23 protein-coding genes, 3 pseudogenes and 1 riboswitch are annotated in these 25,578 nt (G+C 60.2%); of the genes and pseudogenes, 9 read left to right on the forward strand and 17 right to left on the reverse strand.

Annotation, left to right across the window (positions count from 1 at the left end; all coding sequences use genetic code 11):
- Positions 1–27 precede the first annotated feature (27 nt).
- From QK293_RS10585 to QK293_RS10605, 5 genes are all read left to right on the forward strand, one after another.
- Positions 28–1,320 carry an OprD family porin gene (locus QK293_RS10585; protein ID WP_282377225.1) on the forward strand — a complete coding sequence of 431 codons (1,293 nt, stop codon included), beginning with the start codon at positions 28–30 and terminating at the stop codon, positions 1,318–1,320.
- 84 nt (positions 1,321–1,404) lie between these two features.
- Entirely contained in the window at positions 1,405–2,382 is a 978-nt protein-coding gene (locus QK293_RS10590) for a tripartite tricarboxylate transporter substrate binding protein (RefSeq protein ID WP_282377226.1), read from the forward strand.
- A 59-nt stretch (positions 2,383–2,441) separates the two neighbouring features.
- Complete coding sequence (locus tag QK293_RS10595; RefSeq protein WP_282377227.1) at positions 2,442–2,900, forward strand: tripartite tricarboxylate transporter TctB family protein; 459 nt, start codon at positions 2,442–2,444, stop codon at positions 2,898–2,900.
- Position 2,901: 1 nt separating this feature from the next.
- The gene (locus QK293_RS10600; protein WP_253437722.1) at positions 2,902–4,416 is read left to right on the forward strand and encodes a tripartite tricarboxylate transporter permease; all 1,515 of its coding nucleotides are present in this window, start codon (positions 2,902–2,904) and stop codon (positions 4,414–4,416) included.
- Positions 4,409–5,449, forward strand: coding sequence for an AbrB family transcriptional regulator (locus QK293_RS10605; RefSeq protein WP_282377230.1), 1,041 nt, complete (start codon positions 4,409–4,411; stop codon positions 5,447–5,449). Before QK293_RS10600 ends, QK293_RS10605 begins: the two co-directional genes overlap by 8 nt.
- Positions 5,450–5,560: 111 nt before the next feature.
- Here QK293_RS10605 and ung read toward each other — a convergent pair whose 3' ends face one another.
- A complete protein-coding gene (ung, locus tag QK293_RS10610) occupies positions 5,561–6,253 on the reverse strand; it encodes a uracil-DNA glycosylase (protein ID WP_282377231.1) in 693 nt (230 codons plus the stop codon).
- Positions 6,254–6,385: 132 nt separating this feature from the next.
- Here ung and QK293_RS10615 point away from each other — a divergent pair, with 132 nt between their 5' ends.
- Positions 6,386–7,489, forward strand: a complete 1,104-nt coding sequence (locus tag QK293_RS10615) for an enoyl-CoA hydratase/isomerase family protein (protein ID WP_282377232.1) — start codon at positions 6,386–6,388, stop codon at positions 7,487–7,489.
- A 60-nt stretch (positions 7,490–7,549) separates the two neighbouring features.
- Here QK293_RS10615 and QK293_RS10620 read toward each other — a convergent pair whose 3' ends face one another.
- On the reverse strand, positions 7,550–7,999 hold the full coding sequence (locus tag QK293_RS10620; RefSeq protein WP_282377233.1) for a hypothetical protein: 450 nt from the start codon (positions 7,997–7,999) through the stop codon (positions 7,550–7,552).
- 389 nt (positions 8,000–8,388) lie between these two features.
- Positions 8,389–8,489, forward strand: a riboswitch (guanidine-I (ykkC/yxkD leader).
- A gap of 147 nt (positions 8,490–8,636) precedes the next feature.
- Here QK293_RS10620 and QK293_RS10625 point away from each other — a divergent pair.
- Positions 8,637–9,200 (forward strand): annotated as a pseudogene (locus QK293_RS10625) (amidase family protein); the annotation flags it as partial.
- Here QK293_RS10625 and QK293_RS10630 read toward each other — a convergent pair.
- The 5 genes and pseudogenes from QK293_RS10630 to QK293_RS10650 form a co-directional block, all read right to left on the reverse strand.
- Positions 9,194–9,346 (reverse strand): annotated as a pseudogene (locus QK293_RS10630) (IS256 family transposase); the annotation flags it as partial. The pseudogenes QK293_RS10625 and QK293_RS10630 overlap by 7 nt on opposite strands.
- Positions 9,347–9,385: 39 nt before the next feature.
- Positions 9,386–10,633, reverse strand: coding sequence for an RNA polymerase sigma factor (locus QK293_RS10635; RefSeq protein ID WP_282377234.1), 1,248 nt, complete (start codon positions 10,631–10,633; stop codon positions 9,386–9,388).
- Positions 10,633–11,007, reverse strand: coding sequence for an SRPBCC domain-containing protein (locus tag QK293_RS10640; RefSeq protein WP_282377236.1), 375 nt, complete (start codon positions 11,005–11,007; stop codon positions 10,633–10,635). The genes QK293_RS10635 and QK293_RS10640 overlap by 1 nt, the downstream gene beginning before the upstream one ends.
- Before the next feature lie 27 nt (positions 11,008–11,034).
- A complete protein-coding gene (locus QK293_RS10645) occupies positions 11,035–11,379 on the reverse strand; it encodes a YciI family protein (protein WP_282377237.1) in 345 nt (114 codons plus the stop codon).
- 112 nt (positions 11,380–11,491) lie between these two features.
- The gene (locus tag QK293_RS10650) at positions 11,492–11,917 is read right to left on the reverse strand and encodes an SgcJ/EcaC family oxidoreductase (protein WP_282377238.1); all 426 of its coding nucleotides are present in this window, start codon (positions 11,915–11,917) and stop codon (positions 11,492–11,494) included.
- A 141-nt stretch (positions 11,918–12,058) separates the two neighbouring features.
- On the opposite strand from QK293_RS10650, the gene QK293_RS10655 reads away from it, so the two are divergent.
- On the forward strand, positions 12,059–12,544 hold the full coding sequence (locus tag QK293_RS10655) for a GNAT family N-acetyltransferase (protein WP_282377239.1): 486 nt from the start codon (positions 12,059–12,061) through the stop codon (positions 12,542–12,544).
- 92 nt (positions 12,545–12,636) lie between these two features.
- Here QK293_RS10655 and QK293_RS10660 read toward each other — a convergent pair whose 3' ends face one another.
- The 9 genes and pseudogenes from QK293_RS10660 to QK293_RS10700 form a co-directional block, all read right to left on the reverse strand.
- Complete coding sequence (locus QK293_RS10660; RefSeq protein WP_282377241.1) at positions 12,637–13,134, reverse strand: GNAT family N-acetyltransferase; 498 nt, start codon at positions 13,132–13,134, stop codon at positions 12,637–12,639.
- Positions 13,135–13,541: 407 nt separating this feature from the next.
- Positions 13,542–14,234 carry a response regulator gene (locus QK293_RS10665; protein WP_282377242.1) on the reverse strand — a complete coding sequence of 231 codons (693 nt, stop codon included), beginning with the start codon at positions 14,232–14,234 and terminating at the stop codon, positions 13,542–13,544.
- The gene (locus QK293_RS10670; RefSeq protein ID WP_282377243.1) at positions 14,231–16,924 is read right to left on the reverse strand and encodes a sensor histidine kinase KdpD; all 2,694 of its coding nucleotides are present in this window, start codon (positions 16,922–16,924) and stop codon (positions 14,231–14,233) included. The genes QK293_RS10665 and QK293_RS10670 overlap by 4 nt, the downstream gene beginning before the upstream one ends.
- 54 nt (positions 16,925–16,978) lie before the next feature.
- Positions 16,979–19,048 (reverse strand): potassium-transporting ATPase subunit KdpB, encoded by a 2,070-nt coding sequence (gene kdpB, locus QK293_RS10675; protein ID WP_282377244.1) that lies wholly within the window; start codon positions 19,046–19,048, stop codon positions 16,979–16,981.
- A gap of 11 nt (positions 19,049–19,059) precedes the next feature.
- Entirely contained in the window at positions 19,060–19,740 is a 681-nt protein-coding gene (gene kdpC, locus QK293_RS10680; protein WP_282377245.1) for a K(+)-transporting ATPase subunit C, read from the reverse strand.
- Between the two features lie 10 nt (positions 19,741–19,750).
- Entirely contained in the window at positions 19,751–21,457 is a 1,707-nt protein-coding gene (gene kdpA, locus QK293_RS10685; RefSeq protein ID WP_282377246.1) for a potassium-transporting ATPase subunit KdpA, read from the reverse strand.
- Positions 21,458–21,624: 167 nt separating this feature from the next.
- A complete protein-coding gene (kdpF, locus tag QK293_RS10690; protein ID WP_282377247.1) occupies positions 21,625–21,723 on the reverse strand; it encodes a K(+)-transporting ATPase subunit F in 99 nt (32 codons plus the stop codon).
- 260 nt (positions 21,724–21,983) lie between these two features.
- Entirely contained in the window at positions 21,984–22,472 is a 489-nt protein-coding gene (locus tag QK293_RS10695) for a GyrI-like domain-containing protein (protein WP_282377248.1), read from the reverse strand.
- Between the two features lie 67 nt (positions 22,473–22,539).
- A pseudogene (locus QK293_RS10700) lies at positions 22,540–22,671 on the reverse strand (LysE family translocator); the annotation flags it as partial.
- A 128-nt stretch (positions 22,672–22,799) separates the two neighbouring features.
- Here QK293_RS10700 and alaC point away from each other — a divergent pair.
- A complete protein-coding gene (alaC, locus tag QK293_RS10705) occupies positions 22,800–24,017 on the forward strand; it encodes an alanine transaminase (protein WP_282377249.1) in 1,218 nt (405 codons plus the stop codon).
- Positions 24,018–24,182: 165 nt separating this feature from the next.
- Here alaC and QK293_RS10710 read toward each other — a convergent pair whose 3' ends face one another.
- Entirely contained in the window at positions 24,183–25,535 is a 1,353-nt protein-coding gene (locus QK293_RS10710) for a GntP family permease (protein WP_282377250.1), read from the reverse strand.
- Positions 25,536–25,578 lie beyond the last annotated feature (43 nt).

Consider the following 25,578-nt stretch of genomic DNA (forward strand, 5'->3'; position numbering starts at 1 on the left):
ATAAGAACAATAACGGAGTACTTCACGATGCTGTCCATGCAGCCTCAGGCTCGCCCGCCTGTTCGTTTTTCCCGCCTCAGCCAGACCGCCCTTGCCAGTGCCGCCGCCTTCGCTGGCTTTTCGCCGTTGAGCCAGGCTGCCTTCTTCGAAGACAGTACGGCAACGCTTGAAACCCGCAACATGTATTTCAACCGCGACTTTCGCAGCGGCACCAGCGCCCAACAATCCAAGCGTGACGAATGGGCCCAGGGCTTCATGCTCAATCTGCAATCGGGTTACACCGACGGCACCGTGGGGTTTGGTGTCGATGCGCTGGGCATGCTCGGCGTTAAACTCGATTCGAGTCCCGACCGTACCGGCACCGGCCTGTTGCCAACCCACGATGATGGCCGCGCGGCCGATGAGTACTCCAAACTCGGCCTGACCGGCAAAGTGAAGATCTCCGCCACCGAACTGAAAATCGGCAGCCTGATCCCGGAACTGCCGATCCTCAAGCCCAACGATGGGCGCATCTTGCCGCAGACCTTTGAGGGCGGCCTGCTGACCTCCAAAGAGATCAAGAACCTGACCTTCACTGGCGGGCGACTGGATAAAGCCAAGGACCGCGACAGCACCGATTTCGAGGACATCGCCCTCAACAACAAGAACGGCCGCTTCGCTGGCACGGCCGCGGGCAAGCACTTCGACTTTGGCGGCGTGGACTACAGGCTCACCGACAAAATCACCGGCAGCTACCACTTCGCGCAACTCGATGAAGTTTATAACCAACACTTCCTCGGCGTCGTCGCCTCGCATCCGTTCGGCCCTGGCACGTTCGGCACCGACCTGCGACTGGCCATCAGTGACGACCAGGGCGCGGCCCGTGGCGGCAAGATCGACAACAAATCCCTCAACGGCCTGGTGAGTTATGCCTTGAGCGGGCATAAGTTCAGCGCCGGTTATCAGCACATGTCCGGCGACAGTGCCTTCCCGTATGTCGATGGCAGCGACCCGTACCTGGTCAACTTCGTGCAGATCAACGACTTTGCCGGCGCCGAAGAACATTCCTGGCAGGCGCGCTACGACTATGACTTCGCCAAACTCGGCATCCCCGGCCTGACGTTCATGAGCCGTTACCTGAGCGGTGACAACATCAAGCTCAAGAACGGTGATGAAGGCAAAGAGTGGGAACGCAACACCGAGATCAAATATGTTGTACAAAGCGGCGCGCTCAAGGACGTCGCCGTACGCCTGCGTAATGCCACCTACCGTTCAAACTACTCCGCTCGCGATGCCGATGAAGTGCGTCTGCTGGTGAGCTATAGCGTTGCACTTTGGTAATTGATTGAACCGCCGAAGGCTAAAAGATCGCAGCCTTCGGCAGCTCCTACACATCCATACAACAAAAAATCTGTGGAGAACCCAATGAATTTGTCACTGCGTAAAGTTGCTCTCACCGCCAGCGCCCTGCTGTTCGCCGGCCAGTTGTTGGCCGAGCCGAAGCGCCCGGAATGCATCGCCCCGGCCTCGCCAGGTGGCGGTTTCGACCTGACCTGCAAACTGGCGCAAAGCGCGCTGATCAATCAGCATCTGCTGACCAAACCGATGCGCGTGACCTACATGCCCGGCGGTGTCGGCGCAGTGGCGTACAACGCGGTGGTCGCTCAGCGCCCTGCCGACGCCGGTACGCTGGTGGCGTGGTCCAGTGGTTCGCTACTGAATCTGGCCCAAGGCAAGTTCGGTCGTTTCGATGAAAACGCCGTGCGCTGGCTGGCGGCGGTTGGAACCAGCTATGGCGCCATCGCGGTGAAAAGCGATTCGCCTTACAAGACGCTGGACGATCTGGTTCAGGCGTTGAAGAAAGATCCGAGCAAAGTGGTGATCGGCTCCGGCGGCACCGTCGGCAGCCAGGACTGGATGCAAACCGCCCTGATCGCCAAGGCTGCCGGGATCAATCCGCGCGACCTGCGATACGTCGCCCTCGAAGGTGGCGGTGAAATCGCCACCGCCCTGCTCGGCGGCCACATCCAGGTGGGCAGCACCGACATCTCCGACTCCATGCCGCACATCCAGAGCGGGGACATGCGCTTGCTGGCGGTGTTCTCCGAGAAGCGTCTGGACGAGCCGGAAATGAAAGATATTCCGACCGCCAAAGAACAAGGCTACGACATCGTCTGGCCAGTGGTTCGCGGCTTCTACCTCGGGCCAAAAGTCAGCGACGAAGACTACGCCTGGTGGAAAGACGCCTTCGACAAACTGCTGGCATCCGACGATTTCGCCAAGCTGCGCGATCAACGTGAGCTCTTCCCGTTCGCCATGACCGGCCCGGAGCTGGACACCTACGTGAAGAAGCAGGTTGCGGACTACAAAGTGCTGGCCAAAGAGTTCGGCCTGATTCAGTGATCGCCTCTGTCTAGCGGCTGCGGCCCCCGTTCTGCAGGGCCGCGGCACAGGAGTTTCCCATGCTATTACAACGCATTTTTGCTTCGGTGCTGTTGCTGGCCTGTCTCAGCCTGGTGCTGATGGCTTGGCCCTACCAGGCGCCTTTTTCTTACGAACCGATCGGCCCACGGGCCTTTCCCCTGTTGATGCTGGGGCTAATGGGGCTGGGGTTGGTTTATATGGTGTATCGCCCTTCGCCGATCAAACACACCGATGAAGATCCGCCGATGGATCGCGAAACCCTGAACAAAATCGGCCTTTGCGTGCTGTTGTTGCTGATCTTTGCCGGGCTGTTCGAACCACTGGGCTTCATCCTCAGCAGCATGCTGATTGGCATTCCGATGGCGCGCCTCTACGGCGGACGCTGGTTGCCAAGCGCAGTGATCATCAGCCTGATGAGTATCGGTCTGTACCTGCTGTTCGACAAAGTCATGGACGTGCCACTGCCTCTGGGCCTGCTCGACGTTCTGGAGAACTGATATGGATACGCTTGGTTATTTGAGTCACGGCTTCGGCGTCGCATTGACCCCTTACAACCTGGTGACCGCACTTAGCGGCACGCTGATCGGCACCGTCGTCGGCCTGCTCCCCGGCCTGGGTCCGATCAACGGCGTGGCGTTGCTGATCCCGATCGCCTTCGCCCTCGGCCTGCCACCAGAATCGGCGTTGATCCTGCTGGCCGCGGTTTATCTGGGTTGCGAGTACGGCGGCCGGATCAGTTCGATTCTGCTGAACATTCCGGGCGAAGCCTCCACCGTGATGACCACCCTCGACGGCTACCCGATGGCTCGTCAAGGGATGGCGGGCGTTGCGCTGTCGCTATCGGCGTGGAGTTCGTTCATCGGTGCTTTCATTGCGACCTGCGGGATGGTGGTGTTCGCACCGATTCTGGCGAAATGGGCGATTGCCTTCGGTCCGGCGGAATACTTTGTGCTGATGGTGTTCGCGATTGTCTGCCTCGGCGGCATGGCTGGCGATCGACCGCTCAAGACGTTTATTGCGGCGCTGATCGGCCTGTTCCTGTCGACGGTCGGCATTGATGCCAACAGCGGTGTCTACCGCTTCACCGGCGACAACATCCACCTCACCGATGGCATCCAGTTCGTGGTGCTGGTGCTGGGTCTGTTCTCGATCAGTGAAATCCTCTTGCTGCTGGAAAAAACCCACCGTGGCCAGGAAGCGTTCCAAGCCACTGGGCGCATGATGTTCAACTTCAAGGAGGCCGCTTCGGTGTTCTGGGTGAACATGCGTTGCGGTGTGCTCGGGTTCATCATGGGTGTGTTGCCCGGTGCCGGTGCGACACTGGCCAGCGCCGTGGCTTACATGACCGAGAAACGTATCGCGGGTCCAAGCGGAAAATTCGGACAAGGCGACAAGCGTGGTCTCGCCGCTCCGGAAACCGCCATCGGCGCTGAAGCCTGCGGCGCCCTGGTGCCAATGTTGACGCTGGGTGTTCCCGGTTCGGGAACGACGGCGGTGATGATCGGCGCACTGTCGCTGTACAACATCACCCCGGGTCCGCTGCTGTTCCAACAGCAACCCGACATCGTCTGGGGTCTGATCGCTTCGTTGTTTGTCGCCAACATCATGTTGGTGATCCTCAATATTCCAATGATCCGCATCTTCACCCGCATCCTCGCCGTGCCGAACTGGGCGCTGGTGCCGATGATCGCGATCATTACCGCCATCGGCGTTTTCGCGGTGCATGCCACCACCTTCGACCTGTTCCTGATGATTGGTATCGGCATCTTCGGCTACATTCTGCGCAAGCTGGACTTTCCGTTATCGCCTGTTCTGCTGGGCTTCATCCTCGGAGGCTTGATGGAACAGAACCTGCGCCGAGCCTTGTCGATCTCCAACGGTTCACTGGAGATTCTCTGGTCGAGCGGGATCACCATGGGTGTCTGGGCGTTGATCGCCGTGATGCTGCTGGTGCCGATCCTGCGAATCTGGCGCAAACGTTCGGTAGCCCGACGCGCTATCGCCGATGTCTGATCGAACACCCTTCAAAGCCTGGTGGGGAACCCCGCTGGTCGGTCTGCTGGGCGGTTACCTCGCCAGTCAGATCGGCTGGCCACTGCCGTGGATGGTCGGCTCGTTGCTGGCGATCATCCTGGTGCGCTGCCTGACACCCTGGCAATTGGCGGAAATCCCTGGCGGCCGCAAGTGCGGCCAGTGGATTGTCGGTATCGGCATCGGCCTGCACTTCACCCCGGTGGTGATGGAGCAGGTCCTGAGCCACTTCGGTCTGATCTTCTTCGGTGCGTTGGTCACCAGCCTGTCGGCCGTGGTCGGGGTCTGGTTGATGCGGCGTACCGGTGAAGATCGCGCTACGGCGTTCTTTTCCAGCATGCCGGGCGGTTCCGGGGAGATGGTCAACCTCGGCGCGCGTAACGGCGCGGTGCTCAGCCGTGTTGCGGCGGGGCAAAGTCTGCGGGTGTTGGTGGTGGTGCTGTGTGTGCCGGCGGCGTTCAAGTATTTGCTGGGCGGCGATGCACCGATTTTTCATCCGTCCACCGTCAACGGGTGGTGGCTCGCTCTTCTCTTCCCGGCGGGGGCCTTGGCGGCGTGGCTCTGGGAACGTCTTCGTCAACCCAATCCGTGGCTGTTCGGGCCGTTGTTGGTGAGTGCGGCGGTGAGCATTGGTTGGGACCTGCACATCGGTTTGCCCAACGGCGGCAGCCAGATCGGCCAATGGCTGATTGGCAGCGGGTTGGGGTGTCACTTCAATCGGCAGTTTTTCCGTCGCGCCCCGTCGTTCATGGGCCGGACCTTGATCGGCACGGTGCTGACCATGTTGATCGCCACGCTGGCGGCATTGGGGTTGAGTGCGCTGACCCACCTGGATCTGCGTTCGCTGACCTTGGGCATGATGCCCGGCGGGATTGCGGAGATGAGCCTGACGGCGGAGACCCTGCAATTGTCGGTGCCGCTGGTGACGGCGATGCAGGTGATGCGGCTGTTGTTTGTATTGTTTCTGGCGGAGCCGTTGTTCCAGTATTGGAATCGAAAGCCGGATTCAGTCTGAAAGACCGAGTCGACGCCATCGTCGGAACGCCGCCCGGAGCAAGCTCGCTCCCACACTGGATCTTCAGTGTTCAAAAAATCAATGTGGGAGCAAGCTTGCTCGCGATGCTTTTTAGACTGGCGGCAACCGCCATTCGATCGGCGTCTCGCCATTCTGCTCAAGATACTTATTGGTTCGGCTGAAGTGCCCGCAGCCGAGGAAGCCGCGATAAGCGGACAACGGTGATGGATGCACTGAGGTCAGCACCAGGTGCTTGGTGGCGTCGATCAGTTTCTGCTTGCTCTGGGCATGCGCGCCCCACAGCAAAAACACCAGATGTGGCTGGTGTTCGCTAACCACTTCGATAATCCGATCGGTAAAGTGCTGCCAGCCTTTACCCGCATGGGCGTTGGCGTTGGCACGTTCCACGGTCATGGTGGTGTTGATCATCAGCACGCCCTGGTCGGCCCAGCTTTGCAGGCAGCCGTGGCCCGGGATGTCGATGTTCAGGTCGCGCTTCAACTCTTTATAGATGTTCACCAATGACGGCGGAGCCGGTACGCCCGGTTGCACCGAGAAGCACAAGCCGTGGGCCTGTCCCGGACCGTGATACGGGTCCTGGCCGAGAATGACGACTTTGACCTTATCCAGCGGCGTCAAATTGAGCGCATTGAAAATCATCGGTCCTGGCGGGTATATTTCCTTGCCTGCCGCGCGCTCCTCTTGCAGGAAGTTGCGCAACTCTGCCATGTAGGGCTGGTCGAATTCGGCACGCAGTGCCTCCTTCCAGCTCGGTTCGAGTTTGATACGGTCGTCAGCAGTCATGGTTACATCCGGCAAAAACAATGGAGCGAACCCTAGGAAAGCCCATCACGCTTGTCAATTGATCTGACGCAGATCCGGCACTTTCCTGCATAGCGATCATACTGAACGCTCAAATTCCCAATCGAGGTCACGATGAATCTGCACTTCGAAGAACTCACCGGCACCGACGGCGCCCGCATCGGCGTTGCCAGCCTGGATGCCGAAAATTCCCTCAATGCCCTGTCCTTGCCAATGATCAACGCCTTGCGCGATCAACTGGACGCCTGGGCCAAAGAGCCGCAAATCGTCTGCGTCGTGTTGCGCGGCAACGGTGCCAAGGCCTTTTGCGCCGGCGGTGAAGTCCGCAGCCTGGTGGAAGCCTGTCGCACCCATCCAGGCGAAGTGCCGCCGTTGGCCGCGCACTTTTTTGCGGCGGAATATCGCCTGGACTTCAATCTGCACACGTACCCTAAACCGCTGATCTGCTGGGGGCATGGCTATGTGCTCGGCGGCGGCATGGGGCTGCTGCAAGGGGCGAGCCTCCGGATTGTCACGCCGAGCAGCCGCCTGGCGATGCCGGAAATCAGTATCGGTTTGTACCCGGATGTCGGGGCCAGTTGGTTTCTGTCGCGCCTGCCCGGCAAGCTCGGATTATTCCTCGGCCTGACCGGCGCCCATATGAACGGACGCGATGCGATCGATTTGGACCTTGCCGATCGTTTCCTGCTCGATGAACAGCAAGAAAAGCTGATCGAAGGCCTGCTGCAATTGAACTGGCAGGAACAGACGGCGATGCAGCTCAACAGCCTGCTCAAGGCGTTGCAGCAGGAAGCGCTCGCGCAAATGCCCGATGCCCAGTGGCTGCCACGACGCCAGCAGATTGATGAGCTGCTGGATGTCAGTGACGTGCGCTGCGCCTGGAAGGCGATCAGCCAGTTGCGCGACAACACGGATCTGCTCCTCAGTCGTGCCGCGAAAACCATGAGCGAAGGCTCGCCCCTGACCGCTCATCTGGTGTGGGAACAGATCGCCCGCGCCCGGCACCTGTCGTTGGCTCAAGTCTTTCAGATGGAGTACACCATGAGCCTCAACTGTTGCCGTCATCCAGAGTTCAGCGAAGGCGTGCGTGCGCGGTTGATCGACAAGGATCAGAAACCTCACTGGCACTGGCCGGACATCAACAACGTGCCGGATGCGGTGGTGCAAGCGCATTTCCACAAGGCCTGGGAAGGTCGGCATCCGCTGGCTGATCTGTAGGAGTCCTGACATCCGGGCATAAAAAAGCGGCGCTTCATGCGCCGCATTTTTTATGAGTGTTTAACGGTGGCCGCCTCGGCCATCGTGATCGCCGCGACCGTTGTGATCGCCGCGTCCGCCACGATTGTCCCGTCCACCATGTCCGCGATAGTCGTTGTCCCGACCGCCGCGGTTACGGCCGTCCCAACCGTGGTTCTGATGGGCCCGATAGTCGCCTCGTTGCGACTGGTAATAGCGTGGTGCCGGTTGATACACCCGCGGCTGGTGGTAATACCGCGGTGTTGGCTGGTAATAACGCGCTGGCGGTGCGTAGTACCGGCGTGGTTGCGTGTAATAACCGCCGTCACCTGAATAGTAAGATCCACCGGAATAATAGGCTGGCGCTGGCGAGGTATAGACCTCGGAACTGTAGTAGCTGGCTCCTCCATCGGAATAGGGTACACATGCACCAAGAGACAATCCCAATAAAACAATCAGAAGAATTTGGCCGAGCTTTTTTCGACAGAGCATGGCGGCCTCCTGGACCGCGAGTGAGCCACACCAGCGACGCTGGCAGGCGACAGTCAATTATTCGGTGACAGTCGAAAGATCAGACATCGAATTCCAAATCTGGTGCGTTCCTGAAATAGATTGAAACAAGTCGCCGATGAAAGGTTTTTCACCTTCCCCCATAAAAAACGGCGCCTCCATGGACCCTGCGGCGCAACGTAAACCTACGGATTAGCGGCCAGCACGTTCCATTGCGGTGCAGCACGCACCATCAAAAGGCAACACCCCCACCCCGTCCCAACGCGCCGACCCCGTAATCCCCCGAGCCAGAGCGCTCAAACCAACTTGGCACGGCTCTCGCTTTAGCAAAGACGTGCAGGAGTCATCACAGGTTCGCGGCTCCACAATTTGCAATGGCTGACTAGGGTTCCGGCTCGCTAAGGCGAGCGGCTGGTCCGAGAGTTGGCGACCTCCAGTTGAGGTTACACGGCGGGATAAAAGCCCGGGAGACAAGCCACCGTTCACGGTGCCGCGTTGACTCCTGCCCGCCCTTGATCAACTGGAGAACCACCCATGTCCCAGCTTCGTTTACCCGCCCTGCTTGCCGCTGCTTTCGCAGCCTTCGTGAGCGTCTCGTCCCAGGCCGCTCAGAAAGACGCGATTGCTTTATGAAGGCCCGTGGGTGGCCGAACGCTACAGCGTGGCAGGCGAGTTGATGGAGAAAAACCCGGAAGCGGTGCTGCCGGTGATTCGCGCGGTGCTGGCCAAGGCTCCAGCGGTGAACGGCGTGCAAACGTTCCGCGCCCAGTATCGACTGCAAGTGCTGAAGGCTCTTTGCGACAAGGCGCTGGACGGCCTCGATTGCGTGCTCACACCCACCCTCGGCCGCCCCGTCACGCTGGCGGAACTGGACGCCGAACCGGTGCTGCGCAATTCGGAACTGGGCTATTACACCCATTTCATGAACCTGCTCGATTACGCCGCCGTCGCCGTGCCCAGCGGTTTCATGGGTAATGGTTTGCCTTGGGGCATAACGCTGTTTGGCCGGGCATTTACCGATCAATATTTGTTGAGCGTGGCGGACGCCTTGCAACGCCAGCAAGGTTCGGCCGCGCCTGCACTGACAGCTGCCGCGCGTAATGACCGAGCGCGATTGGTGGTGTGTGGCGCGCATCTGGATGGGCTGGCGTTGAACTGGCAGCTCAAGCAGCGCGGGGCTCGCCCGATCAATGCCTTTTTGAACGCCATCGAGACGTCCTGAATGGCTTCTGCACTCATCGGGCCGTTTACGAACTGATCAATCAGCTCTTTGGGAATGGTTGGAAGGTCTCGCGTGGCCTCACGGGCCGGTTTTTTCTTAGTCGGCATACATGCACCTCTTCAACATGTTATGCCCGAACACAAAATTTATGGCACTCCCCGATCCAACGCCTTAATCCGGGCCTCAATAAACCGTCGTTCCGGCACCTGCTGCGTCAACTCCAACGCCCGCTCATAAGCCGCCCTCGCCTCCTCAACCCGCCCCAACTGCCGACAAAACTCGGCCCGTGCCGAGTGCGCCAAGTGGTAATCCAGCAACTCACCCCGCGCCAGAATCCCTTCAACCAACGTCAGCCCCGCCAACGGCCCATCCCGTTTGGAAATCGCCGCCGCACGGTTCAATTCAATCACCGGCGAAGGCACCGCCTGCAACAACACGTCATACAGCCCCACAATCTCCAGCCAGTCCGTTTGCGCCGCCGTGGACGCTTCGGCATGCACCGCCGCAATCGCCGCTTGCAAGCAATATGGCCCGAAACCCCGGGTCGTCAGCGCCCGCTCCACCAGTGCGCAGCCTTCAGCAATCATCCCGGCGTCCCACAACGTACGATCCTGCTCATCCAGCACGATCAACTCCCCGCTCGCTGACGTCCGCGCCGGACGTCGGGACTCATGCAGCAGCATCAGTGCCAGCAGCCCCATCACTTCGGATTCGGGCAGCAGTTCCATCAACAAACGACCGAGCCGAATCGCTTCGCGGGTCAAATCCTCACGGGTCAGTTCGGCGCCGACTGACGCGGAATAGCCTTCGTTGAACACCAGGTAAATCACCCGCAGCACGCTGTCCAGGCGCTCGGGCAATTCCGCCAGGGTCGGCACCTGATAAGGAATTTTCGCGTCACGGATTTTGGCCTTGGCGCGCACAATGCGCTGGGCGATGGTCGCAGGCGCCGACAGAAAGGCCCGGGCGATTTCCTCCGTGGTCAGGTCGCAGACTTCCCTCAGCGTCAACGGCACCTGCGCGTCCGCCGCGAGTGCCGGGTGGCAACAGGTGAAGATCAGGCGCAGGCGATCGTCTTCCACGTCTTCGTCACTCCAGTCGGCCTGCTCCAGCGCCTCCAGTTGAGCGATCAACATCGGTTGCGACGCGATGAAGCGTGCGCGTCGACGCAACACATCGATGGCCTTGAAGCGCCCCGTGGACACAAGCCAGGTGCGCGGATTGTCCGGCACCCCGTCACGCTGCCAGCGCTCGACCGCGATGAAAAACGCCTCGTGCAAGGCCTCTTCGGCAAGGTCGAAATCGCCGAGCAACCGGATCAGGGTCGCCAGAATTCGCCGCGAGTCTTTGCGGTAAACCTGCTCGACCTGCGCACGTACCGATTCGCCAGACATCAGTCGGGCATGCCTTCGGTCACCAACGTCACCAGTCGATCGAGACTTTGTCCCCAACCGTCGTGAAAACCCATGGCCTCGTGTGCCTGGCGATCTTCCTCGCTCCAGTGCAGGGTGCGGGCGGTGTAGAGGGTTTTGCCGTCGCGGTCTTCGAGTGTCACTTCGGCAGACATGAACGGCTTGCCCGAAGGAATCCAGCCGGGGGTGAAAGCGTCAGTGAAGACCAGCCGTTCAGGGGCAACGATTTCCAGAAACACGCCGATGGTCGGGTACTCTGTGCCGTCCGGTGCGCGCATCAGGGTGCGAAACTGGCCGCCGACCCACAGGTCCATTTCGCACTCGGCAGGCTGTTTTTTATAGGGTTGCGGACTCATTAAGATCTCCTGTTTTGTGAATGTTACTCAGGGACTCAACTGGCGAACGGGACGCACCTCGACACAGCCAACCCGGGCCGCCGGGATGTTGCCAGCGACCTGGATGGCTTCATTGAGGTCCTTGGCATCGATCAGGTAGAAGCCGGCCAACTGCTCCTTGGTTTCGGCAAATGGGCCGTCGGTGATCGACATCTTGCCGTTGCGCATGCGCACGGTGGTCGCGGTCTGCACCGACTCCAGCGCCTCGGCGGCGACCATTCGGCCGCTGCCCTGGATCGACTCGGCATAGGCCATGCATTCAGCGTCCTCCGGGCTTTCGGGCAGCGAGTGCAACTCGCGTTCGTTGCTGTAGACCAGGCATAAATACTTCATGGAAAGCTCTCCATTCTTGGGGCTCTGCCCTGATCGAACTGATCAACTATGGCTGCTGATTGAGACTTTAGCGCTGTTTCCCGACGATCAGCCCGACAAATCAGTCCGACGCTCACGGTTCCAGGTTGAACAGCGCCGTGCCGCTCATCATGTCGAACGGGGCGGACCAGTGTTCGTGGACGATGCGCCATTGCCCATCGTCGCGCCGATAGCAGGCGGTCACGCGCATCCAGCAGGCCTGGGTTTCGCCTTTCTCGTTAGTGCCGCCGCAATGGGCCAGCCAATGGGCGAAGGCGATGTGCTCGTCCGCCACGATGTTCATTTGGTCGAAGTCAAACGTGTGCGCGCCCTGGCACATTTCCAAGCACTCCTGCCAATGCGCGCGGTAGGCCGCTTTGCCCCGAAATTGCAGGGCCTTGACCGCGTCGTAGGAGACGATGTCGTCGGCATACAGGGACATGAGTTTCTCGACATCCTTGGCGATGAACGCCTGACGATAGATGTCGATCAGGGTCTGGATCTCGTGTGTAGCGTTCATGGTGGTTCTCCGTGGTTTTTGTGGTGAAGACACCCCTAGTCGTCTGGCGAAAAGCCAAATCGACAGCCCAAATAAAAATAATCCAGGAACGCAAACTCGTTAGAATCCGAAACACATTTATGTTGGAAAAAGGACACTCCAGTGACAGCCCGACTCGTGCCTTACGAAAGCCTTAACGCGCGCCAGCGCCAGCAGGTCGAGGCCATTGAAGTTCACAAAGAACAAATCAAGTTTTCCGGCGACATCCACGGTGCATTGCACACCTTGCTGTCCAAACCCGGCCCCGGCGTCCAGGGATTTGCGCTGCTGGCCGAGGAAATTCCCGTGGCCTTTCTGCTGCTCAAGCGCCCGCCCGTATTGCCGGCGTGGGCCAATGAACACAGCGCCACCCTGCATGCGCTGCAAGTCGATCATCGGGCTCAGGGCAAAGGCTATGGCAAGGCCTGCCTGCAAGCCTTGCCCGACGTGGCGCGTCAGGCGTTTCCTGAGATCAAAGCGCTGGAGCTATCGGTGGATGCGGACAACGAGGCCGCCATCGCGCTCTATGCGAAATTCGGCTGGGTCGACCGCGGCGAAGCCTACAAGGGCCGTATCGGGTATGAACGGCGCATGAGTCTGACTTTCTGAGGTGGTTAGGGCAGTAACGATCAGGATGGCCAACGCAACAAGATCTGAATTTAGTCCATTAAAAACTTATCTCAAGAAATCATTTGCTCTTCTCAAAGATCCAACACCATCTCATGCCACGCCATCCCGCCGTGGTCCGAGGCGGAAGGCTTGATGTAGGCAAACCCGAACCCGGCATAGAGCGGAATGTGCCGCTCCTTGCACATCAGGTTGATGCTGGTCTTGCCCAACGCGCGCATCCGCTCGATGAATTCGCCCATCAAGCGTTTCGCCAAACCTTGACCCTGGTAATCCGGGTGCACCACCACCGACATGATCACCACGTGCGGGCCGGCCGGGTCGTGGCCGATCAGTTCCTTTAACGCCTCGTCCGACATTTGCACCTGAAACGCCGCACCGGAATTGATGAAACCGGCGACCATGCCATCGACTTCGGCGACGATGAAACCCTCGGGCCAGGTGGCGATGCGGGTGGCAATCTTTTCGCGCGTAGCGGCTTCGTCGCCTTCGTAGGCCACGGTTTCGATGGCGTAGCAGCGGTCCAGATCAGCAGGCAGGACGTATCGGATAACAGGGTTCGTCGAGTTCATGGCGCTGCGCAGACCTTGGGGCAAAGTGAGATGACAGGATAACGCTCGCCGAGTCTAACAATACTTGCTTGCTCTCGAACGCCCAATACCCACCTCTCGTATGAAGTGCATAGGGTTCAAGGACGGCGCCGTAAAGCTTTCATATAACCGCTACCCAAGGCCCTGGGTTCGTATTATCTATTGAGTCCTCGACGATTGACGACACCCTGCCACGGCAGGTTGAGCGCTCCTCGTCCCCCCCCCAGGACTTTGATCATGAGCTCGACTCAAATCGGCCTACTCGTGTTGTTCAGCATTACCTCGTTCGGTTTCATCACGCTGTACATCGATTTCCTGCACGAGCGCCGGATCAAAAAAGACAAGTGAGTGACACACGGCCAGGCGCTGCGACCAGCGTCCGCCGTGCTTTACAGCCCCACCAAGCGATATCCCACCTGCAATTCGGTGATGAAATGCTGCGGCTGGGCCGCATCGGCCTCCAGTTTTTGCCGCAAGTGCGCCATGTGCACCCGCAGATAGTGAGCACGATCGACGTAATCCAGGCCCCACACTTCCAGCAGTAGCTGGCGATGGGTCATGACCCGGCTTTGTCCGCGAATCAGCGCGCACAGCAAGCGATACTCGATGGGCGTTAGATGGACCGGTTGGTCCTCGCGCCGGACCTCGTGCGTGGCCATGTCTACCTCGATCATGCCGAATGTCACCTTGCTGGTGACCGCGGTGGTCCCGTTTTGCACATGCCGACGCAACTGGGCGCGGATACGCGCGAGCAACTCGGGCACGCCGAAGGGTTTGACCAGATAGTCGTCCGCCCCCGCATCCAGTGCGGCCACTTTCTCCTCTTCACGATCACGGGCCGACAGCACCAGAATCGGCACCGTCATCCAGCCCCGCAGCTCGCTGATCAATTGTTTGCCGTCACCGTCGGGCAAGCCCAGATCGACAATCACCAGATCCGGTTGACGACTGGCGGCGTGGATCAGGGCGCGTTTGACGTTGTCGGCCTCGAACACCTGAAAACCTTCGTCTTGCAGCGCGATACCGACGAAACGACGGATGTTGGCCTCGTCCTCGACAATGAGGATGCGTGCACTGGTCATAGCGATTCCATGGAAGGCGGGTGACCCGCCGGTAGAGTGATCACAAAGCGGATGCCCGAGGTGGCCTGAGGCTGAGCCTCGATCGTTGCGCCATGGGCCTGGACAATACGTCTTGCCAACGCCAGCCCAAGGCCGATGCCGGCAACGGCCGACTCCTGCTGCCCCCGCGTGAACGGTTCGAACAAGCTCTGAGGCGTGCTGCCCTGAGGACAACCGGGACCGGCGTCGATCACCTCCAGCACCATGCTGTCCTCCTCTTGCCGGGCCACAACCTGTACCAGCGTTCCGGCCGGGGTGTACTTGGCGGCGTTGTCCAGCAGGTTGACCAGAACACGCTCGATCAACAGCGCATCGACTTCCACCAACGGCAACCGCGGCGACAGCGCGGTACGCACCACATGCCGCGCCAACGGCTCGCGCAGTTGACGCAAAGCGCTGCCGACGATTTCCTCCAGTGAGTGCCATTGCCGGTTGAGGCGCACACCGCGTTCCTGCATCCGGGCCATGTCCAACAGGTTTTCGATCAACCGCTGCATGGAGCTGGCCTGATCGCGGATACCGCCCAGCAACTGCACCAGTGGTCCGGGCGGCGCATGGGGCGCCGCTGCATCTGCCGCGCCGATAATGGTGGTCAGCGGCGTGCGCAGGTCATGAGAAATCGCGGCCAGCAGGGTATTGCGCATGCGCTCACCCTCCATCTGCACCAGGGTGCTTTGCGCCACCTCGACGAAATGCACCCGCTCCAGCGCGATTGCCAGTTGGCTCATGCAGGCCTCAAGCAGGCGCTGCTCTTCCGGCTCGTTCAATCGCTCGGGTTCAGCCAGCTCGAGCACCAACACTCCGCGCACGCGCATTGGCGCCTTCAACGGCAAATAGCGGCCCTGAGCGGCGGCCAGCGTATCGGTGCCCTGACCGGCAGGTTGGCCATGGTCGTAAACCCATTGGGCAATGCTTTCATCGATCGGGAATGCTCCGGCGCCACGAGCGTGGACACTGTCTGTGGCGTCCGGCAGTGTCAGCCCGACCCGCGCTTCAAACACGCCGCTGAAGGTGCGCAGTGCCACCTCCGTGATCTGTTCCACCGTCAGCGCCGCCGACAAGTCGCGCGCCAGCCTGGCCAACGACGTCGCGCGCCGCTCACGACCGGCGGCGGTGCGGGCTTCATGACGCAAGCGTGCCGTGAGCTGCCCGGTGATCAACGCAATACCCAGCATCAGGGCGAAGGTAAAGAAGTACTGGGTGTCGTTGACCGTGAACGACCAGCGTGGCTGGACGAAAAAGAAATCAAAACACAGCACCGCCAGCATCGCTGCCCAGACACCTGGCCCTCTCCCATAACGCAGGGCGACCAGCACCACCGTGAGCAAAAACAGCATGACCACGTTGGCCAGATCAAACACCTGCAACAGCAAGGCAGCCACCGCCGTGGCGGCAAAACAGGCCAGGCTGGCCCACAGATACGCCGGTGCCCTGCTGGGTGGCAGCGCTGCATCAGTATTCACCGCAACCGCAACCACCATGGGCAACGGGCCATGAGCGATGACAATCTGATCGATCTCGGGATGGCGACGGCTGATGCGGTCACTGACCGACGGGTGCCAGAACTGCCAGACCTTGCGCGGGTAATGCCCCAACACCAGGCGGTTGGCGTTGTGCTCACGAGCAAACGCCACCAGCGCCTCGGCCACGTCCATGCCGGACAGCGTGGCGGTGTCGGCACCGAATTCGGCGGCCAGCGCCAAGGCCTTCATGGCGGCGGCATAGCGGCTCGCATCTGCGCCACGGCGCTGCACCGAAGGCACATGGACGACAATCCAGTCCGCCTCAAGCTTTTGTGCCAGACGCGCCGCTTCACGAACCAGACGATCATCCGAAGGGTGCCCTGCCACTCCGACCAGCAAACGCTCGCGCGCGGGCCAAAGGGTGTTGATGGACCGCTCGCGGCGATAGACGCGCATCTGTGCATCGACGCGATCAGCGGTACGCCGCAGCGCCAGCTCGCGCAAGGCCAGCAAGTTGCCCTTGCGGAAGAAATGCCGGGACGCGCGCTCGGCCTGGGGCGGCAGGTAGACCTTGCCTTCCTTGAGGCGGCGCAGCAGGTCATCGGGTGGCAGGTCGATCACCACCACTTCATGAGCATCGTCGAACAGATGATCGGGCACGGTCTCGCGCACCCGGATGCCGATGATCCCGCTGACGATATCGTTGAGACTTTCCAGGTGCTGGACATTGAGGGTGGTCCAGACGTCGATGCCGGCGCGCAGCAGTTCTTCGACATCCTGCCAGCGCTTGGGGTGACGCGAACCGGGAACGTTGCTGTGGGCCAGTTCATCCACCAGCAGCACCGCCGGACGCCGCGCCAACGCAGCATTTAGATCGAACTCGCTGAGGGCGCACTCGCGATGCATCACGTTGTAGCGCGGCAGCAGTTCCAGGCCGGCGAGCAGTTCCGCGGTTTCCCGTCGGCCATGGGTTTCTATCACGCCAGCCACCAGGTCACGGCCCTGGTTCACTTCGCGTTGGGCCGCGGTGAGCATGGCGCAGGTTTTCCCCACCCCTGCGTTGGAACCGAAATAGATGCGCAGTTTCCCGCGCAGGGCGGCCTGTTCGTCCTGTTGCAGCTTCTCCAACAGCGCGTCGGGATCTGGGCGGCCATCACGTGAAGCGATGAACGTATCAATAACGGGCATGGCAATCCTTTTGAACTGCACGGCGCCACACAGGGCGCCGTGCAGTCAGTCCTTTCAAACCAGGCCGAGCCCGGCCAACAGCATGTCGATCACCTTGATCCCCGCGAACGGCACCAGCACGCCACCCAGTCCATAGATCAGCAGGTTGCGATTGAGCAACGCCGCCGCGCCGATGGCTCGATAGGTCACGCCCTTGAGCGCCAGCGGGATCAGAAACACGATGATCAGGGCATTGAAGATCACCGCGCTGAGAATCGCCGAGTTCGGGCTGCTCAGGTGCATCACATTCAGGGCGCCCAGTTGCGGGTAGGTCGCGACGAATGCGGCCGGTACGATAGCAAAATACTTGGCCACATCGTTGGCCACGCTGAAAGTAGTCAACGCGCCGCGAGTCATGAGCATCTGTTTGCCGACCTCCACCACCTCGATCAGCTTGGTCGGGTTGCTGTCCAGATCGACCATGTTGCCCGCTTCCTTGGCGGCCTGAGTACCACTGTTCATAGCCACCGCCACGTCCGCCTGGGCCAGTGCCGGCGCATCGTTGGTGCCGTCTCCGGTCATTGCCACCAGCTTGCCTTGGGTCTGGTAGTCGCGGATCAGTTGCAGCTTGTCTTCCGGCCGAGCCTCGGCAAGAAAGTCGTCGACCCCGGCTTCCACGGCAATCGCTGCCGCCGTCAGGCGGTTATCGCCGGTGATCATGACGGTCTTGATACCCATGCGCCGCAGTTCGGCAAAGCGCTCTTTGATGCCACCCTTGACCACGTCCTTGAGCTCGACTACGCCCAATGCCTGTTGGCCATCGCACACAACCAGCGGTGTACTGCCACGGCGCGAGACTTCATCGACCCTGGCCTGCAACTCGGGCGGGAAGCTGCCGCCCAGCGCCTCGATGTGCAGTCGAATGGCATCTGCCGCACCTTTGCGGATGCTCCGGCCGCCCGCCAGATCGACGCCGCTCATGCGGGTTTGCGCGGTGAAATGCACGAAGCTGGCGCGCAGCGCATTGAGGTCCCGCGCCCGCAGGTCGAACTTCTGCTTGGCGAGCACCACGATGCTGCGCCCTTCCGGCGTTTCGTCGGCCAGCGAGGCCAGTTGCGCGGCGTCGGCCAGTTCCGATTCCTTGACCCCGGGCGCCGGCAGGAAACTGCTGGCCTGGCGGTTACCCAAGGTGATGGTGCCGGTCTTGTCCAACAGCAGGACGTCAATGTCGCCCGCCGCTTCCACTGCTCTCCCGGAGGTGGCAATGACGTTGGCCGCCATCATCCGGCTCATGCCCGCCACACCAATAGCCGACAACAGACCGCCAATGGTCGTGGGGATCAGACAGACCAGCAGCGCCACCAGCACCGTTGCGCTGACCACGTCGCCTCCGCTCATGGCCACCGCGAACATCGAGTACGGGCCCAGCGTCACGATCACCAGCAGAAACAGAAAGGTCAGACCCACCAGCAGAATGGTCAGCGCCACCTCGTTGGGTGTCTTCTGGCGCTTCGCGGATTCGACCATGGAAATCATGCGATCCAGAAACGACTCGCCGGGGTTGACGCTGATGCGCACCACCAGCCAGTCCGACAGCACTTTTGTCCCGCCGGTGACCGATGAAAAGTCGCCGCCCGCTTCGCGAATCACCGGTGCCGATTCGCCGGTAATCGCGCTTTCATCCACCGACGCCACGCCTTCAATCACCACGCCATCGAGGGGCACCAGATCGCCGGCTTCGATCAACACCACCGCGTCCTTGAGCAGTTCGCTGGAAGGCACTGGCATCCAGGCGGAGCCATGCCGAGGCTGTTGCAACAGCTTGGCCATGGTCTGGCGCTTCATCCCGCGCAAGCTGGCCGCCTGGGCCCGGCTGCGGCCCTCGGCCAGGGCTTCGGCGAAGTTGGCGAACAGCACGGTGAACCATAGCCACAACGTGATGCTGAGAATGAAGCCACTGGAGGCTTCACCCTTGCCGACCAGTGATTGAAACCACAACAGCGTGGTGAGAATGCTGCCCAGATACACCACAAACATCACCGGGTTCTTCCACTGCGACTGGGGCAACAACTTCTTGAAGGCATCCAGGCACGCCGTGAACAACAACTTACGGTCGAACAAAGGCAAACGAGCTTGCTTACTCATAGTTGTTTCTCTTACTCACTGGCCGCAAGGGGTGGCTGATGCGCGGGCGCCAGAGCATCCAGCGCGAGGTTGAGTTGCAGCACATTGACCCGGGGCTCGCCGAGCAGGCCGAAGGTGCGTTGCTCGGTGTGGGTATTCACCAGCTTCAACAGATCGGCTTCCGGCAGGTGGCGCAGGCGTGCGACGCGCGCCGCCTGAATCTGTGCGTTGGCCACCGAAATGTGCGGGTCCAGGCCTGAAGCCGACGAGGTGACCGCATCCACCGGCACCTGCGCATCTGCCGCCAGGCCGTTCTGCCGGCGGTAGGCTTCGACCCGCATGGCCACGGCGTTGATCAACTTCTGGCTGGTAGGGCCAAGGTTGCTGGCGCCACTGGAACCTGCGTTGTACGGCTGCGCCACGCTCTTGCTCGGGTCCAGTGGATCTGCGCCGAGGGTCATGCTCGCACGGCCCTGAAAATATTCGGGGCGGGTGAAATGCTGGCCGATCACCGCCGAACCGATCACCAGCCCGTCCCGTTCAACCAGGCTGCCCTGGGCCTGAAACGGGAACAGCACGTTGGCCACCAGCGTGGTGAACAACGGATACGCCACCCCGGTCAGCAGCATGAAGAACGCCGCCGAAATCAGCACCGGGCGCAACAGCCCGGTAAACAGAAATTGCACCTTGGTTTTTGTTTGTACTTGAGTCATCACAGCGCCCTCACTTGTAGGTCTGGCCGGTCAGCAACTGCAGTTGCTCGACCAGCGGGCCGAGCGCGAGCGCCGGCAGGAACGTCAGGCCGCCCACCACCAGCACCACGAACACCACCAGGAACATGAACAGCGGTGTGGCGGTCGGGATGGTGCCGGCACCGGCCGGGATGTTCTTTTTCATCGCCAGAGAACCTGCGACCGCGAGCATCGGCAGCATGGTGAAGAAACGTCCGAGCAACATGGCAAGACCGATTGTGGTGTTGAAGAACGGCGTATTGGCATTCAATCCGGCGAACGCCGAACCGTTGTTGGCAGTGCCCGAGGTGTAGGCATAAAGCACCTCGCTGAAGCCATGGGGCCCCTGGTTGTTGAGGCTGTTCAGGGTGTCCGGCCAGAGTGCCGCCAGGGCGGTGAAGCCGAGAATGCAGATGGGGTGCGCCAGTACCGAGAGCATGACCAGCTTGATCTCCCGTGCCTCGATCTTCTTGCCGAGGAATTCGGGACTGCGGCCGATCATCATGCCCACCAGAAACACCGTCAGCAGCGCGTACTGGATCAGGTTGATAAAGCCCACGCCGTCACCACCGAACACGCAATTGAGCATCATCTGCGCCAGCGGTACGAAGCCGCCCATGGGTGTCAGCGAGTCATGCATGGCGTTCACCGAGCCGGTGGTGGCGCCGGTGGTGGTGGTCACGAACAGGCTGGTGTCGGCAATCCCGAAGCGCAGCTCCTTGCCTTCCATGTTGCCGCCACTCTGGGTTGCCGACAGCACCTGGTCCGCGCCCACCCGGGTCAGCAGCGGGTTGCCACTTTGTTCAGCCGTGTAAACGATGCTCAGAAAGCCGACGAACATCACCAGGAACGTGCCAAAGAATACCCAGCCCTGACGCCGACGCATCAGCATGCTGCCAAAGGTGTACGTCAGCGCCGACGGGATCAGCAGCATGCTGAGGATATGCAGCATGTTTGTCAGCGGAGTCGGGTTCTCAAACGGATGTGCGGCGTTCATGCTGAAGAAACCGCCGCCGTTGGTGCCGATGTGCTTGATTGACTCAAAGCTCGCCACCGCGCCGACGATCAATTGCTGCTGCGCACCTTCCAGTGTGGTGGCCAGGGCCTGGGAATTCAGGGTCTGCGGCATGCCTTGCCAGACATAAACCAGCGCCATGCCAAAACACAGTGGCAACATCACCCGGTACAGCGTGCGAGTGAAGTCCACCCAGTAGTTTCCGATATCAGCGGAATTCGACCGACTGAGGCCGCGAATGAAACCCGCCGCCGCCACAACGCCCGCTGTTGCGCCGACGAACATCAGGAAGGTGATGACAGCCATCTGGCTGAAATTGGACAGGCTGGTTTCACCTGAATAAGCCTGCCAGTTGGTGTTGGTGATAAAGGACGCAGCGGTATTGAACGCCAGATCAGGAGTTTGCGCGTTCAGCCCCAAGGGGTTAAGCGGCATGAAACCTTGCAAGCGCAACACGATGTAACCCAGCAACATCATCGCCGCGTTCGACAGCAGCAGGGCCGAGCCATAACGTGCCCAGCCCATGGTTTCGGCCGTATCGATCCCCAGCAGACGATAAGTAGCGCGCTCCGCCAAGGCATGGTTGCGCCCGGTAAATACCAGGGTCAGCCACTTGCCCATCAACACGGCGAGTCCGGTCATCAACCCGAGAATCACCGCAAATTCCAGCATAGTGCTCAACATGTCGATGCTCCGTTCAAATCTTGCCCATGGCGACGATGACCATGGCTGTCGCAGCAAAAAACACCACGCTAACCCCCATAAAGATCAGGTCGTACATTGCCGATTTCCTTTCTCAAGACCGCCCTGGAGGGCTGATAAAAAAGCCTGTGCCGCAATGACTGCGGCCATCAGAACTTCTCTGCACGGATAAGGGCGTAACCCAGGTAGACAAACAACAGGGCGGCACACAGGCCGCTGGCGATGTAAATGAACTCGAGTGTTAACAAGACAGCTCCCCCTGACAAAACGAAAGGACACCCGCAATCGGGTACCGGCAGAGCGCGTCAGTGCAAAAAAACGCACTGAATTCGCGCTCTCATCGGCGCCTTGCAGGTTAAGTGAGGGGGTATCAAGGACGGACACTGATTGGGGGCAGCGGTATTAAGACGGCGTATAGATCGAGCGAAACGGACGGTGTGCGGGGGTGATGCGAGGAGTCAACGACAGTCACGAACGGGCACAGTGAAGTGCCCGTCCGGGGCTTGGGTCAATCCGATTTGAGCGGCAGCCAGATTTCCAGCACACCGGTGTTGAGTTTCGGATTGAAGTCGTCGCTGTAGCGTTCGAATTCCGGGGCGTCCGCCGCTTCTTTACCGGACTGCGGCAACCAGGTTTTCCAGATGTATTGAAAAGTCTGCGGCAAGGTATCCAGCGAGCCCTTGTGCTCGAACACCGCGTAGTGCTGAGGCTGGACCTCAATCCAGCGGTACTTCTCAGGCAGGTCGTCGAGTTTGCTGATTTCAACGCCGGCGATGTATTCGAAACCACCCTTGCCATCCGGATTGCAGCAGACGCCGTAGGTCACTTCGTTCTTTTGACCGGGAATTTTGCCAATTTCGGGAATGAATTTCTCCCAGAGATCGGGGATGCCACTGGTCGTATCCGCGGTAAATCGTCCGCCAAGCCCGGCAATGAGCAGAAAATGCCCGCTCTCGAAGCGTGGCTCGGCCAGTTTGACGTCTGCTTGCTCATCCATGACTCAACTCCTGGAACAAAAAAGTGGGTTCGGCTGGAAGTATAGAAGCCAAACCCGATTCGCCCAATTACAGTGCGTGCAACTGCTCGACGGCGCCTGCGTCGACGAACTCGTTATAACCCGATAGGATCACGTAGACCGCGAAATAGCAGAAGATCGCCGCCGATGCCATATAGGAATAACGCAGCAGTTTGTCACCCTTCGGGCAAATTTGTTTACATAGTCGCTGGACAGTTTGCCACATCAGCCCTTACATTCCGCCACAGGTCACCGCAGTGACCAGCGTCGCTCGGACGGTTCCGGGCGCTCACGTTACCCGAGGCAACAATGGCCAACCCAGGTTCGCCGCGCCGCTTTGCGCGCATAGATCGACTCCCCCCTTACGTATTCAACATCACTGCCGAGCTGAAGATGGCCGCCCGTCGTCGTGGCGAAGACATCATCGACTTCAGCATGGGCAATCCTGACGGCCCGACACCGCCGCACATCGTCGAAAAACTCGTCACCGTCGCCCAGCGCGAAGACACTCACGGCTACTCGACGTCCAAGGGCATTCCGCGTCTGCGCCGGGCGATTTCCAATTGGTACAAGGATCGCTACGAGGTCGACATCGACCCGGAAAGCGAAGCCATCGTGACCATCGGTTCCAAGGAAGGCCTGGCGCATTTGATGCTGGCCACCCTAGACCAGGGCGACACCGTTCTGGTGCCGAACCCGAGCTACCCGATTCACATCTACGGCGCGGTGATTGCCGGCGCCCAGGTGCGTTCGGTGCCGTTGATTCCGGGCGTGGACTTCTTCGCCGAGTTGGAAAGCGCCATACGCGGCTCGATTCCGAAACCGAAAATGATGATCCTCGGCTTCCCGTCGAATCCCACTGCTCAATGCGTGGAGCTGGACTTCTTCGAGCGAGTGATCGCCCTCGCCAAACAGTACGACGTGTTGGTGGTGCACGACCTGGCTTACGCCGACATCGTCTACGACGGCTGGAAAGCACCGTCGATCATGCAAGTGCCGGGCGCCAAGGACATTGCGGTGGAATTTTTCACTCTGTCCAAGAGCTACAACATGGCGGGCTGGCGCATTGGTTTCATGGTCGGTAATGCCGAACTGGTCAACGCCCTGGCGCGGATCAAGAGCTACCACGACTACGGCACGTTCACCCCGCTGCAAGTCGCGGCCATTGCGGCGCTGGAAGGCGATCAGCAGTGCGTCAAGGACATCGCCGAGCAGTATCGGCAGCGTCGCAACGTGCTGGTCAAAGGCCTGCATGAACTGGGCTGGATGGTCGAGAATCCGAAAGCGTCGATGTATGTCTGGGCGAAGATTCCCGAGGCGTATGCGCACTTGGGCTCCCTGGAGTTCGCCAAGAAACTGCTGGCCGAGGCCAAGGTTTGCGTCTCGCCGGGCGTAGGGTTTGGGGAGTATGGGGATGATCACGTGCGCTTCGCGCTGATCGAAAACCAGGACCGAATTCGTCAGGCAGTACGCGGGATTCGCGGGATGTTTCGGGCGGATGGGTTGGTCACCAAGACCAACGCCTGACACATTGATCGTTCCCACGCTCCGCGTGGAAATGCATTCCGTGACGCTCTGCGTCACAGTGGACGCGGAGCGTCCATGGCGGCATTCCCACGCAGAGCGTGGGAACGATCATCACCCACAAAAAAACCGCATGGCTGCGGTTTTTTCGTGTCTGCCGAATGTGCTTTAAACGAACAGCGACAACAGCAGGATAAAGCCCAGCGCAACGATGGACAGGATGGTTTCCATCGCGGTCCAGGTCTTGAAGGTTTCCGCCACGGTCATGTTGAAGTACTGCTTCACCAGCCAGAAACCTGCGTCGTTGACGTGAGACAGGATCAACGAACCGGCACCGGTCGCCAGTACCAGCAGCTCACGATTCACACCCGGAATCATCCCCACCACCGGCACCACAATGCCGGCGCCGGTAATGGTCGCCACGGTCGCCGAACCGGTGGCGATACGGATCACCGCCGCCACCAGCCACGCCAGAAGGATTGGCGAGATCTGCGCTTCCACCGCCATGTTGCCGATGACATTACCAACGCCGCTGGTCACCAGCATCTGCTTGAAGCCACCACCGGCGCCAATGATCAGGATGATCGCGGCGGTCGGCGCGAGGCTCGCGTCCAGCCATTTGAGAATCTGGCTGGAACCTACGCCCTGCTTGTAGCCGAAGGTGTACAGCGACAACAGCAACGCCAGCAGGAGTGCCGAAATCGGGTGACCGATCAGGTCCATGAAGGTGCGGAAAAAGTTGCCGTCCGGCAGCACCACATCGGCAAAGGTCTTGAGCAACATCAGGAAAACCGGCGACAGCACGGTGATCAGGGTGATGGCGAAGCTCGGGAGATCGGCAGAATCGTTATCACGCGCCAGTTGATCCACCAGTTCCTGATTCGGATGGCCGGGGATGTATTTGGCAATGAAGGTGCCGTAGATCGGGCCGGCGATGATGGCCGTCGGCAACGCAACGATCAGGCCGTAGAGAATGGTTTTGCCGATGTCGGCACCGAACACGCCGATGGCGAGCAGCGGGCCCGGGTGCGGCGGAACAAGGCCGTGCACGGCCGAAAGACCGGCCAGCAATGGGATACCGATCTTGATGATCGACACGCCGGTACGCCGGGCAACGATGAACACCAGCGGAATCAGCAGCACGAAGCCGATTTCGAAGAACAGCGGAATGCCGACCAGGAAGGCCGCGAACATCATGGCCCACTGCACCTTGTCCTTACCGAACGCGCGAATCAGCGTTTGGGCGATCTGATCCGCCCCGCCCGACTCGGCCATCATTTTGCCGAGCATGGTGCCCAGCGCCAGAATGATCCCGACGAAACCGAGCACCCCACCGAAGCCGTCCTGGAACGCCTTGATGATGGTGCCAATTGGCATGCCGGAAGTCAGCCCGAGAAAGGCTGCGGCGATGATCAGGGCGATGAAGGGGTGAAACTTGAATTTGGTGATCAGGACGATGAGTCCGATTACCGTGACCACTGCGTCTAGCAGCAGGAACGTCTCGTGGGACATGCCAAACATTAGGGGTGTCTCCTGGTTGTTGTTGTTATTAAAGTGAGTAATT

The sequence above is a fragment of the Pseudomonas sp. AL03 genome (genome assembly GCF_029960815.1).
Lineage (GTDB): Bacteria > Pseudomonadota > Gammaproteobacteria > Pseudomonadales > Pseudomonadaceae > Aquipseudomonas.